Below are 12,917 nucleotides of genomic sequence, written 5' to 3'. Positions count from 1 at the left end.
CCTTTTAATGGGCGAACAACCCCACCCTTGGCAGCTGCTGCACCACCAGGATAGGGAGAACCGACATCGAAGTAGCAAGCCTCCAGGTCGATATGGGCTCTTGCTGGAGACGACTCAGTTATCCCCGTGGTAACTTTTCTGTTATCTCTGACCCCCACCAGGGAGGTACAGAGGTTCGCTAAGCCCTGCTTTCACAACACGGATCCTTGTTGGGCGGATCCGTGTAAAGCAACCTTTTGCCTTTGCACTCTACGGCCGATTCCTGACCGGCCTGAGGTTGCCATTGGGCGCGCTTGATATCTTTTCGAGCGCGTGGCGCCCCACCCAAACTGCCCACCTACGGGTGTCCTGCCGAAGCAGTAAGCGGTACGGATTCACAAGGGCGGTGTTTCATCGTCCCATTCCCCGGAACCGGAATTCCGGGTTCGGCGGTCCCGCCTACCCTACGCATGCAAATCCATACTGCAACCGCAGGCTGCAGTAAAGCTCAACGGGGTCTTCGCTTCCCTTAGGAGCGTACTAGACTGTGCGCTAGTACTGTTGTTTTCACCGGGTTGTTTGTGGGGACAGTAGCGCCCTCGTTGGACCATTGATGCAAGCCGCCAATTAAGCGGCAAGGTATTACGCTACCTTAAGAGGGTCATAGTTACCCCCGCCGTTTAGCGGTCCTTCGTCCGGTTGTACCCGGTTTTCAGATACCGCCACTGGGCAGGATTCAGCGACCATACACACCGTTTCCGGCTTGCGGTCACCTATGTTTTGGTTAAACAGTCGGAGCGCCCTTGTCACTGCGACCAGTCACTTTCGTGGCTGGCACCCCTTATCCCGAAGTTACGGGGCTAATTTGCCGAGTTCCCTCACAAACGTTAATCCCGACACGCCTTGGCCTTCTCAGCCAGGGGCACCTGTGTCAGATCTTGGTACGGACACAGCGTGCGACCCTGCAGAAATTTTCACGGGCACCAGGCATCACCAGAACCCGCCCGAAGGCGGGCCTTGCGCGCATTCACCCCGTTCTCTACATTACGTATCTCCCGAGGTTTCGGCGATTCGCCACGGCGACAGCCGTGGTCCAGCTAGCCCGATGCGTCAATCTGCAGGCAAAACACGCTATGGTGCAGGAATATTAACCTGCTTCCCTTTCGACCGTGCCGGTTAAGGACGGCCTTAGGACCGACTAACCCTCGACTGACGAACATCGTCGAGGAAACCTGGCCCTTTCGGCGGAGCCGATTCTCACGGCTCTATGCTGTTACTTACACCAGGATTCTTATCCGAACGCGCTCCACAGGACCTTAAAGCCCTGCTTCGACGCACGCACGGCACCTCCCTACCCAACTCCCTAAGGAGTGGTGGAGTATCGGGGGCCGGCTTAGCCCCGTCCATTTTCCGGGCCCATGATCTCGACCAGTGATCTGTTACGAACTCTTTAACGGATTGCTGCTTCTAAGCACACCGTCTAGTTGTCTAAGACCATGGACACCGTTCGATTTTTAACACTTAGCCGGCACTTGGGGCCCTTAACTCCACGCTGGGTTATTCCCCTTGTGGACTACGAGATTACCCCAGTAGCCCTCACTGCCCCGGATCTACGATGGTGGCACGTTTGGAGTTTGACAACCCACCGAGCGGTTTCCCGCCCTAAATGGGTAATCAGTGCTCTACCGCACCACCGATCTCCCCGGAGGTCTGCCTGCGAGCAGTCTCGGGAGGAACCAGCTATCCCCAGACTCGATTGGACTTTCACCCCTATACCCAGGTCAACCCAAGGATTTGCACATCACCAAGGGGTCGGACCTCCACCCCACTTTCGTAGGGCTTCATCCTGCCCAGGCATAGATCGTCTGGCTTCGGGTCTCGCTCCAGTGACTCCAGGCGAGCGCACCTCGCCCCTCGTGGATACTGCGGGCTTGTCGCTTTCGCTTCGGCTCCGGCGTTTCACGCCTTAACCTCGCCACTGGATGGAACTCCCTGGCCCGTTTTTCAGAACGTACGGGAAGACACTGCTCCACGGGATCTCTCCCGCTTCGTCGCTTTCATGCCATTCCCAAGCTGTAGCCGTATGGTTTCAGGGTCTTTTCACTTCCCGTCAAGGGTGCTTTGCAGCGTTCACTCACGTTACTACTGCACTATCGGTCTCGAGACGTGTTTAGGGTTCGAGGTTGGTGCCCCCGAATTCACACGCGATTTCCAACGCATGCTACTCAGGAACTCCGGAATCGTCCTTTCGTGTACCTCTACGGGGCTATCACCCTCTGTGGCGCTGCGTTCCAGCAGACTTCAAGTTAGCGGGTCGGACGTACCCGGGTCCACAAATCCACATTTCCATGGCCTCTCGACCACGGATTCGGATTGCCCTATGCCGCTTTCGATCGCCTTTACTAACGGCATCTCATTGATTTCTTTTCCTCTGCCTACTAAGATGCTTCAATCCGGCAGGTTACCGTACCCGAAGGGTATGACACCCGAAGGTGTCTGGATGTCCAATTCGGCGATCCCCGGATCAGAGACTCCATGCGTCTACCCGGGGCATTTCGCAGCTTGGCACGACCTTCTTCGGCGCTCGAGCCGAGCCATCCTCCATACGGCGCGTAACAGCCGCCTAGCGTGTTGGCTCAACTAACTTCCAGGTTGCGTTTGCGTTCGACCATCATCGGACCGCGCGCGCCGGAGGCGCGCGTCTCACGTCCTAGGCCGGTGAGCGACATTCGAGCTTCAGCTCGTTTGCCGCTTTCCAAGGTGAATTCCTTTGGAATGTGACTTGGAGGCCGCCGGGATGGCAGCCTCCTTATTTGAAACTTCCGAGGGCCGGCGCGACCGCCTTGCGAGTGGACACGTCGGGATTTGAACCCGAGGCCTCTACCTTGCAAGGGTAGCGATCTACCAGCTGATCTACGTGCCCAGGATGACTGGGGGCGTAGCGCTCGGAAGCGGTTCGAGCCAGAAAGGGCAGGTGTGTCCGTGCGAGCGGACTTTGGTGCTTGCTTCACCCTGTCAACGTCTCCGGTCACGACCAGCGTGACCAGCAGACGCAAGGTTTGTTTTTCTTAGGAGGTGATCCATCCGCAGGTTCCCCTACGGATACCTTGTTACGACTTAACCCTCCTTGCAGAGCCCAAGTTCGAATGTCCCAGATGAGACACCCTCACTTGGACCCTACTCAGATGGTTTGACGGGCGGTGTGTGCAAGGAGCAGGGGCATATTCACCGCGCCATTTTGAGACGCGATTACTACGGAATCCAGCTTCATGAGGGCGAGTTTCAGCCCTCAATCCGAACTACGAACAGGTTTCGGGATTGCCTTCGCCTCTCGGCGTCGATACCCATTGTCCTGTCCTTTGTAGCGCGCGTGTAGCCCGGGACATTCGGGGCATACTGACCTACCGTTGCCCTATCCTTCCTCTGACTTAGCGCCAGCGGTCTCCCCAATGTGCTTGCCAACCGGAGTTGACAGTGGCAATTGAGGATAAGGGTCTCGTTCGTTATCTGACTTAACAGAACGCCTTACGGTACGAACTGACGGCGGCCATGCACCACCTCTCCATAATTCAGGCAAGGCCTTCAACCTGGCCCACATCAAATGGTCGATCCCGGTGAGCTTTCCGGCGTTGAATCCAATTAAACCGCACGCTCCTCCCGTTGCGGTGCTCCCCCGCCAATTCCTTTAAGTTTCAACCTTGCGGCCGTACTCCCCAGGCAGCGAGCTTAACAACTTCTCTCCGGCACCGGGTGCCCGCGTAGGACTCCCGACACCAAGCTCGCAGCGTTTACACCCTGGACTACCCGGGTATCTAATCCGGTTTGCGCCCCAGGGCTTCGTTCCTCACCGTCGGAGCCGTTCTACTCGAACGCCTTCGCCACCGGTAGTCCCCCGAGGATTACAGAATTTCACCTCTACCCCCGGAGTACTTTCGAGCTCTCCCGGTCCCGAGTCCGGCAGTCTACCCGCACTTCGAACGGTTAAGCCGTTCGATTTACACAGGCATTTACCGGACAGGCTACGAACGTTTTAGGCCCAATAATAACGGCCACCACTTGGGCTGCAGGTATTACCGCGGCGGCTGGCACCCGTCTTACCCAGCCCTTACTCTCCGTGTTTTTTAGACACGAAAACAGCCGACACGTTGTGCCGGCACTTGGTGTTCCCCCGTCGTGATTTCTCACATTGCGAAGTTTTCGCGCCTGCTGCGCCCCGTAGGGCCTGAACTCGTGTCTCAGAGTTCATCTCCGGGCGACGTCTCTCAACGCCCGTACGCGTCGAAGGCTAGTGAGGCCGTTACCCTCACTACAACCTGATACGCCGTAGAGCCATCCTAAGGCGCCGGGGCTTTCGCCCTGGAAGCGTTCCAGCATCCCAGGACTATGGGGTATTATCCTCAGTTTCCCGAGATTATCCCCCACCTTAGGGCAGGTTCTCCACGTGTTACTGAGCGGTCCGCCGAGGGCCGAACCCTCTCGACTCGCATGGCTTAAGCGAACACCAATAGCGGTGGTCTCTGGCAGGATCAACCAGAATTGGCAGGATGAAGCAAGTATCACCATCCACTCGCACGAGGCGTTGGATGCGGTACTTCTCACCACATTATGCACTGCTCTTTTGGCTCGAACCTCAGATCGAAGAGGTCACGTTTCCTCGCCGGCTTCATGCGCCTGGCGGGAATCGGGTTTCTCCGATCCTCACGAATTTGCGGATGTCCCGCGCCTTGGATCCCGGTCCTTCAACGCAGCCTCGAGGGCCGCTCAGCCGGGTACGATGCGCGGTTGCGGGCGGTCGGAACCGCCCCGCTTCCCGCATGGGAAGCAGCGCCTTATCGCGCTTTTCCTATAAGAGCGTTTGTCAGGTCGTTGGACGACCGTCGAACGCTCATCAACCCAAGCGTTTCACGCCTTGCGGCGCGGACTCTGGGTCAGTGATTGCGTGCCTCGCCACGCCCTCGCGGGCATGGGTCAGAAGCGCCCGGACCGAAGCCCAGGAGCAACCCCTGTACGCACGCATCCCATTTATACTTTTCTGGGACCCGGGCGCCAGGAATCACGGATGCGCACCTCCCCGTCGCCCGCAGGCCACGGATCAGCGGCGCCCCCTCGCCTCGCGGCTGGGGGGAAGGGGCTGAATGCAGCCCCCCGATATAATGGTTTGCTTGGCTGGATGCTCCCCTGGAGCGGCTCAGGCCGCCGTGGCCGCCGGCGGCGCCGTCGAGGACGCATCCAGGCGGGCGAGAAGGGCGGTGAGCGAGGCCGTCGCGTGGTAATGGACGAACTTGCCGTCGCGACGCTCCTCGACGAGGCGCGCGCGGATGAGCTTCTGGAGATGGTAGCTCACCGTGCTCTGCGGCAGCCCCATCTGCGCCGTGAGGACGTCCTGCGTGACGCCGGGCGCGGCCGTCACGGCGCGCGCGAGGAGCTCGGCCTTCGGACCCTTGAGGACCACGATCTCCATCTCGACGCCGCGATACTTGCCGTGGTTCTCGTAGAAGTGGCGCGACCGACCCACCCGGCGGCTCGTGATGCGGTGGTGCCGCTCGAGGAGCCTGAGGTGATAGACGACCGTGCCCCAGCTCTGCCGGCTCGCGCGATGCACGGCGCGCGCGCTGATGCCCGGATTCGTCTGCACGATGCGGAAGATCGCCGCCCGCACGTCGTTGTCGAGGATCTTCGGCTCCGCGAGCCGGGAATAGAGCGGGACGAGGGCCACCGTGGCGCCGTACTTCACCGTCGGCCAGAACCAGGCGGCGGCTGCAAAAAGCGCGAGTCCGCCGACGGCCGCCGCGACCTCGGCGGGGGCGACGACGGCGCGGCCCGCGAGGCTCACCGCGGTGATCTCGCCCGAGACGGACGATCCGAGCCGCTGGTCCACGACGTCCGCGTACGGGTCGAGCGTGGGGGAGGACGACGCGATGCGACGGGGCGCGAGCGCCAGCGCGCCCTCGATCACGAGCGCTCCGCCGTCGCTCTCGTAGCGGGTTCGCTCGACGTCGAGGCGACCGACGGCGTCGGTCCCCACGAGGGCACCGTCGACCGAGAGGACGGGCGCGGGCGCAAGCCACGTCACGGATGCGTCGTCCGAGGCAAGGGCGAGCGTCGCGCCGCGCGCCTTGATCACGACGTGCGAGAGCTTCGTCTCGGTGACGCCGGGCGCGACGACGCGCGTCGTGCGGCCGGTCTCGAACGTGTCGCCGCCCGCGGTCACGCGCCCGCCTTCGAGGAAGAGCGTGATCTCGCCCGTGAGGTTCACGCGCGTCGCGGCGCCCGCGATCGCGATCGCGTCGTCGACGACGAGCGCGAAGGTCGCGGGGTCGCCGTCGGGCGTCCCCTGCCACGGCGCGTCGCCCGCGCGCGCGACGTACGCGCGCGCGACGCCGAGAAGCGTCGCGTCGCGGGAGGCGAAGCGGGAACCTTCGCCGTACGTGCCAACGACGGCCGCGACGCCGCCGGAGGCGAGGCCCTCGACCGCCACGCGCTCATGCGCGTAGTGGCGCGCCTCGCGCGCGAAGTCGCCGCTGTGCTGCACGGAACCCACCGAGGTCTGGGTCCGCGTCACGTGGACGAGCTCGATCGCGCGGGCTTCTAGATAGATGGAGGCGCCCGGAGCGGGCGCGTCGAGGGCGCGCACCGCGAAGGCGCCGGTCTCGACGTCCGCGGTGACGGCCCCCACGAGGCCGGCCGCGCCTTCGAACGTGAAGGAGCCTTCGCCCGCCGCGGCGGAGGCCGCCGGGAGGGCGAGGACGAGGAGCAGGATGACGAGGGGCCTCCCTGGGCTCCGCATGCGCGCTCGATTCCGCCGGTCGGGCGATAAAGTTTCGCGTCCAATGAAGAATCCGTCACCGGGACCCCGCGAGCCCCGCTCCGACCGGGGAAAATCGCGGCGCGAGAAGCGGCAGGAGGATTTAAGACGCCGCAAGGCTGGTGTCGAGGCGGAGGCCACGTCTTGAACGCCCGCTCCGCCCTGCCCGCCGCCCTCGTCGCGCTCCTGCTCGCGGCCGCTCCGGCGTCCGCAGCCGGCGACGAGGCGACGCGCCTCTCCGTGTCGCCCCCTCCCAACGACGGGGACCGTTCCGAGGAGACGGGCGAGGACGGGAACCAGACGCGCGTCCGCGAGCCCTGCGCGAACGTCGTGCACGATCAGACGGCCTCCGGCCGGGAGTTCGTCGTGTACGCGCACGGCTCGTTCGGCTTCCGATGGACGCATCCGGCCACGGGCGCCCTCATGGTGCAGGTCACGCCGTACTGGTGCCTCCAGGGCGCCGCCATCCTGCCCCAGGCCAGCACGCCGTCGCTTCCCCTCGATCCCGGGGCGCTCGGGTCGCTCGACGACCCGCCGACGCTCCCGTGAGGCTCGCGCTCGGGCGGAAAACCGGGACCTGGAAAAAGCGGCCGTCCATGATCGCGCCGCGTCCAGGCCCCGACGAGGTTCGTTGCGATCGGTCATGCGCGCGCGACGCTTTCCCGTTTGTCGTCCAAGATTGGGTCAATCACGCCGCAAGGGGAATCCTCACGAGGCTCTCGCTCGCGAGCCGTCCATTCTCGTAGATCGTCATCCACCGCTCGACAGCGTCGCCGCTCACGCTGTAAGAGGCTTGGCAGTTGCATCCCATGAAAAGGAGAAGCGGAAGGCGACGCCATGAAGGTGTCGCCTTCCGCGCGCGCCCTTACCGGTGCTTCCGGTGGAGCGCGAGGGCCGCGATCGCGAGGACCGCGACGGCGGCGACGCCCGCGAGCCCGGGGGTCGGGAGGGGCTTCCCCGGGAGCTTGCCGGGCGCCGCGTCCGGATCGTACGGGCCGAGGTTGCCGGCGCCGCCCTGGTAGGAGGCCGCTCCCTGGCGGGTCGCCCCGTCCCCCGAGGCGCGCGCGAGGTCGTTCGAGGGCGCCGAGGGCGCGTCCGAGACGCCGCCCGCGGTGGACTTCTCGCGGGTCTCGTGGCCGACGCTCGCATCCGAGACCGCGTAGTACGGGTACGGCGCGTACTTCGGCGTGCCCGGCTCGAGCACGACGTCGAAGCGCACCGCGCCCTCGCCCTTCTCGATCTCGCGGATGACGGTCTTCTGGAAGTAACCGTCCGCGTGCGCGTTCACGATGTGGTAGCCGGGGCGCACGAGGATCTTGTAGCTCCCGTCCTTGTCGGCCTGCGCATGGCCCCATTCGCCCGTGTCCTCGTTCTGGATGTTGATCCAGGCGTGCGGGATCGCCTTCTTCGTGGCGCCGTCCACGATGTAGCCCACGAGCGGGATGCTGGGGGCGGGCTTCGGCTTGAGGTCGATCGTGATCTCGCGCTCGCCCGACTCGAGGCGCAGCGAGAGGATCCACGTGTAGTACGCGGGTCCGCCCGAGGGCGCGGGCATGATGCCGGGCGCCGCGACGCGGGTCGCCGCGACCTCGCCCTCGCCGACCGCGATGTCGTCCGAAGCCGTCGCGTCGGTCGCTTCGAGGGTGACCCGCCCGACGCCCCAGCTGTGGACCGAGATCTGGGTGAAGCCGGGCAGCGTGCGGATCTCGAAGCGCCCGAGGCGGTCGGTCTGCGTGCCGTTCCAGCGGCTCCATTCAAGGTTCTGGATCGACACGTGCGCGTTCTCGATCGGGAGCCCGGTCGACGCGTCGCGCACGACGCCGCGGACCACGACCGTCTCCTTCGGCACCGGCTCGAGGGCGAGGTCGAGCGCCTTCTCGTCGCCCTCGGCGAGCGTCACCTTCTCGTGGAGGTAGGCGTAGTTCGAGGCGGAGACGGCGATCTGGTGGGCGCCCGCATACACCGCGAAGCGGTAGCGCCCGTCCTCGCCCGTCGTCATGGACGCGTGGTCCGAGGGATATTCGGCGCAGCATCGGATCGGCTCCGACGCGGGCTTCTCGGATCCCGCCGCGGGGTCCACGAGCGCCGCTTCGGGCGGCGTCGCGGGCTCGCCGCGCTTCGTCGACCAGTCGGGCGAGATCGAGACGTGCGCGCCGGCGATCGGCTTGCCCGTCACGGCGTCCACGACGACGCCCGAGACGACCGCGTCCTTCGGCGGGAACGGCTTCAGCGCGATCGCAAGAGGCGCGGCGGCGTCGCTTGCCGACCACTTCAGATCGTACGTGTGGTGGGCCTGGTCGGCCGCGACCACCTGCAGATGGCCCCGGTCTCCCGGAACCTCGATCCGGAACACCCCGTTCTCGTCCGTCTTGGTTTCGTCATAATGGCGGTTGTCGGCGGTCTCGCCCTGCCAGCTCGAGACGCGGATGTACGCGGCGAGGGGCTTCCCCGTCTCCGCGTCCGTCACCGTCCCTTCGAGGATCGTCGTCGATTGTGCGAAGGCCGTTTGCGGGGCGAAGGCCACGAGTCCCGCCACCAAGATGACGAGAACCGCGCCCGTCGAAGTCGAACCGAGGCTCATGCGGGTCACGACGTTGGAGTGGCGGCCTGACTTTATATAATGCCGGACCCCGTTGGGGCGGCTCCCAACGGTTCCGGGCTTTCCGCCGCAGGCGGCCGGGACGGGCCCCCGACGCCGGGCCGCGCCTGGGGGGACCCGCGTCCGAGGGCCGGTGCCGGGCGTCGGGACCGGGCGCCGACCGCCGGGCGGCGGACCGGGTCCGGGACCGGGATTCGGGACCGGGCGCCGGGCGTCGGGTCCGGGCATCGGGTGCCGGGTCCGGGACCGGGACCGGGACCGGGTCCGGGGCCGGGACCGGGATTCGGGACCGGGCGCCGGGCGTCGGGTCCGGGCGTCGGGTGCCGGGTCCGGGATTCGGGACCGGGTCCGGGACCGGGACCGGGATTCGGGCCCGGGTCCGGGCGTCGGGACCGGGTCCGGGACCGGGACCGGGATTCGGGCCCGGGTCCGGGCGTCGGGACCGGGTCCGGGCGTCGGGACCGGGATTCGGGCCCGGGTCCGGGCGTCGGGACGGGGTCCGGGACCGGGACCGGGACCGGGACCGGGACCGGACGCGGTTGCCCCTCGCGCAGAGAGCGGGGACAGCGCGAGCGGAGCGAGCGCCTACCCCTCCGTTCTACCAGGAAAGCGGGGATGGGCGCGCCAGCGCCCCCAAGAGGGCGGTCGAAGACCGCCCGAGGCCGAGCGAAGCGAGGCCTCCACCGGCGCAGGGCGCAGCCCTGCGCTAGAACTCCATGAGGCTCCTCTGCCGCGTCGGCCGCCAATCGATGTCGAGCCGCTCGAGCACGGTCTCGACGAGGCCCTTGTAGTAATCGAGGTCGAGGTCGGCGAGGCTTTCGGGCGAGACGACGTCGTACCCGCGGCTCGTCTTCACGTATTCGAGCTGCTCGCCCTTCTTCGGCATGCGGCCCGTGCGCTCGTGGACCTTGCGCGCGACCTGGGCGCCGACCGCGTTCGCGGCCGCGTAGTCCGCGAGATCCTTGCCGAGGCGCACGCGCATCACGAAGTCCGCGGGGTCGTACTTCGCCATGTCGAAGGCCTCGCGGCCGACGGCGCGCGCGTCGCCGCCCGTGAGCAGGGCCTTGGAGACGCGGTCGAGCGTCTTGTCGAAGACGCCGCAGAGGGAGGAGCCCTTGAACGCGATGCCGTGCTTCTCGACGCGACCGTCCTTGTGGAGGAGGAGGTACGATTTGCGCTGGTGGAAGTAGCCGGCCTCGAACGATTCGGCCTCGATGCGGGTGTAGTTCTCGCCGCCGAGCTCGCGCGAGACGAAGTCCGCGACGACCGCGTTCAGGCGCTCGATGTCGGGCTTCGCCGCCGTGTACACGCCGTCCGTGTCGGTCTCGATCTTGGCATCGCCGAGCTCGTCCTCGACCATGCGGATGAGGCGGCGCGCGACGCCGACGATCGCGATCGCGACGGGAAGGCTTCCGTAGCGCGCGAACGACGAGGCCATCACGCCGTAGATGCTGTTGAGGACGACCTTGATGACGTTCTGCTGCGCGTTCAGCCGCTCCTTCTCGACGGGATCCGCGGTCGCCTTCGCGCGCTTCTTGAGGTCGAGGCGCAGCGCGAGGAGGCTCGCGAGCTCCTTCGCCATGGGCGAGACGCCGGTGATCTCGACGAGATGGTTGATCCTGCGGCCGTCGTCCGGGATCGAGTAGATGCGGCGCTCGCCGTCCGACTTCACCGTGAAAGGCGCGAGCGGCTCGCTGCCGATGATGCGCGTGTTGTCCGCGCCGGTGCCGAGCGACACCATGATGCTCGGGTACATCGACGAGAAGTCGCACTTGTAGACGGGCGTGAAGAGGCCGCGCTGGTAGATCTCCACGATGCCGCCGACGAACGCCTCGCGCAGCCCGCCCGCGTCGCCCGCCTCGTCGCCGTCCTCCGTCGCGGACGGCCCGAAGTAGAGGCCGCGGTACCGCTCGCTGTTCTTGCCGTCGGACACGATGGGCGGGTCCGCCTGGCGGAAGACGCGGCCCTGGAGAACCGTGACGTGGAAGGCCGGCGTCGCGCGGAGCACGACGTTGAGCGGCGCGCCGTAGAACTCCGCGAGCGCGACGAAGTTCTTCCAGTAGATGTTCGCGATGGACCGCGTGAGCGCGACGTCGCTCTTGTTGTATGCCGCGAGACGATCCGTGCCCACGAGCGACCGCGTGTCGCTCGTGTCCTCCTTCACGACCGGGTAGCCGAGCCACGCGGCGACGGTCTTGAGCCGGCGGTCCTTGATGCCGAAGAGCGTCTGGTCGAGCTTCACGGACTCGAAGACGTCGTACACGAGGCGGCCGTCAATGCGGACCTCGTTCTCGTCGTCCTCGTAGCTCGCGGCGCCCGAGCGCGAGAGGAGGCCCGTGTCGAGGCCGTTCTCGCGCATGCGCGCCACGATCATCGGGAGGTCGTAGCCTGTGACATTGTAGCCGACGATGACGTCGGGGTCGTAGGCCCGCACCTTCTTCGCGAAGGCGAGCAGGATGTCGCGGTCGGTCTTCCCGTCGCCGAGGACGCACTCCGGCTCGCCGGGGGGCGCGCCCTCCGTGCTCTCGGCCCATCCGATGCTGATGAGCGGGCTCTTCGCGGTCGGGAAACCCTGCCCGTCGGTGAGCTGCTCGATGTCGATGACGAGGAGCTTGAGCGGCGCGGTGTTCGCGAACTGGCGGTACCACGTCGGCGCGTCGATGAGGATGCGCTCGATGTACGCGACGTGGTCGTCCGCGGTCGCAAGCGCGGGGGCGCCGCGGGATTGGTCGGAGACGCCGCGCACGTTCTGGAAGTGGTAGCGGTACCACGTTTCAGGCGCAAGCGTCGAGAGGGGCCGCACCGTGACGCGCTCCTCCTTCGCGTAGCCGCCCGCGAGGCGCTCCTTGCGGTAGGCGTAGGGAAGGAAGGGGGCGGGCACCCGGACGCGCTTCCCGTTCGTCCAGAGGTCGACGAACTGGGCCTCCTGGCTGACGGTCCGGAAGGCCGCGAGGGGCACCTGCACGGGCGCTGGACTGCAAGGCCGCTACTTGGGCTTATGGGCGGGGGCGGTGCGACGAGGCGTTCAGGCCGGGATTTCCGGGGGTTCTTCGCGGGCCTTTTCCTCGGATTCGGCGGGCGCGGCCTCGCGGCGCCAGGGTTCGAGGCCCGCGACGGCCGCGACGAGGCCGCCGATCGCGAGCAGCACCGCCGCGAGGTCGTGCAGGCCGAGCCGCGCGAGGTCGAGGCCGCGCAGGGCGAGGACGCCGACGCCGAGGAACGCGGTCGCGGCGGAAACGAGGAGGAGCGAGGGGCGTCCCGTGAGCGCGAGGTAGCCCGCGACGGCGGCCCCGCCCGCGAGGGCCATGGTGAGGAGCACGGCGAGCCCCGCGGCGTACGCGAGCGCGAGGAGCGCGGCGCCCCCGAGCGCGGCGGCGACGGCGCCGAGCGTGAGCGCCGGGCTCGAGAGGGGGCGCTCTGGACCCTTCCAGTCGTCGGGGATGGAGGCGAGGAGACGGTCCTTCATCGGGCGACGACGGGGGAGGGGGTTTGAAAACGGTTCTCGAACGAAGGGCGAAGCGTCCGCCGCCCGGT

6 protein-coding genes, 1 tRNA gene and 2 rRNA genes are annotated in these 12,917 nt (G+C 66.2%); 1 reads left to right on the top strand and 8 read right to left on the bottom strand.

All coding sequences use genetic code 11. The annotated features are described in order from the left end of the window. The 4 genes from VM889_05165 to VM889_05150 all read right to left on the bottom strand — a co-directional run. Positions 1–2,605, bottom strand: a 23S ribosomal RNA gene (locus tag VM889_05165); the annotation flags it as partial. Between the two features lie 224 nt (positions 2,606–2,829). After that, a tRNA-Ala gene (locus VM889_05160) sits at positions 2,830–2,902 on the bottom strand. A 147-nt stretch (positions 2,903–3,049) separates the two neighbouring features. Continuing rightward, positions 3,050–4,516, bottom strand: a 16S ribosomal RNA gene (locus VM889_05155). A gap of 651 nt (positions 4,517–5,167) precedes the next feature. Further along, complete coding sequence (locus VM889_05150; protein ID HVL47924.1) at positions 5,168–6,766, bottom strand: MarR family transcriptional regulator; 1,599 nt, start codon at positions 6,764–6,766, stop codon at positions 5,168–5,170. 162 nt (positions 6,767–6,928) lie between these two features. Here VM889_05150 and VM889_05145 point away from each other — a divergent pair, with 162 nt between their 5' ends. After that, positions 6,929–7,333 (top strand): hypothetical protein, encoded by a 405-nt coding sequence (locus VM889_05145; protein ID HVL47923.1) that lies wholly within the window; start codon positions 6,929–6,931, stop codon positions 7,331–7,333. A 139-nt stretch (positions 7,334–7,472) separates the two neighbouring features. Here VM889_05145 and VM889_05140 read toward each other — a convergent pair whose 3' ends face one another. The 4 genes from VM889_05140 to VM889_05125 form a co-directional block, all read right to left on the bottom strand. Further along, on the bottom strand, positions 7,473–7,595 hold the full coding sequence (locus VM889_05140; GenBank protein ID HVL47922.1) for a hypothetical protein: 123 nt from the start codon (positions 7,593–7,595) through the stop codon (positions 7,473–7,475). A gap of 54 nt (positions 7,596–7,649) precedes the next feature. After that, entirely contained in the window at positions 7,650–9,365 is a 1,716-nt protein-coding gene (locus VM889_05135) for a carboxypeptidase-like regulatory domain-containing protein (GenBank protein HVL47921.1), read from the bottom strand. Between the two features lie 724 nt (positions 9,366–10,089). Further along, a complete protein-coding gene (locus VM889_05130; protein HVL47920.1) occupies positions 10,090–12,348 on the bottom strand; it encodes a DNA polymerase domain-containing protein in 2,259 nt (752 codons plus the stop codon). Positions 12,349–12,408: 60 nt separating this feature from the next. Then, a complete protein-coding gene (locus VM889_05125) occupies positions 12,409–12,849 on the bottom strand; it encodes a hypothetical protein (GenBank protein ID HVL47919.1) in 441 nt (146 codons plus the stop codon). Between the last annotated feature and the right edge of the window lie 68 nt (positions 12,850–12,917).

This window comes from Candidatus Thermoplasmatota archaeon, assembly GCA_035540375.1.
In the GTDB taxonomy this organism is placed as follows: domain Archaea; phylum Thermoplasmatota; class SW-10-69-26; order JACQPN01; family JAJPHT01; genus DATLGO01.
The sequence above is the reverse complement of the archived record's forward strand: the minus strand, read 5'-3'. Positions and strand labels throughout refer to the sequence as shown.

What these genes read in the sequence shown, in the direction of transcription:
- VM889_05135 (HVL47921.1), bottom strand. Translation starts at nt 9,365, where the DNA reads ATGAGCCTCGGTTCGACTTCGACGGGCGCGGTTCTCGTCATCTTGGTG.
- VM889_05140 (HVL47922.1), bottom strand. Translation starts at nt 7,595, where the DNA reads ATGGGATGCAACTGCCAAGCCTCTTACAGCGTGAGCGGCGACGCTGTC.
- VM889_05150 (HVL47924.1), bottom strand. Translation starts at nt 6,766, where the DNA reads ATGCGGAGCCCAGGGAGGCCCCTCGTCATCCTGCTCCTCGTCCTCGCC.
- VM889_05125 (HVL47919.1), bottom strand. Translation starts at nt 12,849, where the DNA reads ATGAAGGACCGTCTCCTCGCCTCCATCCCCGACGACTGGAAGGGTCCA.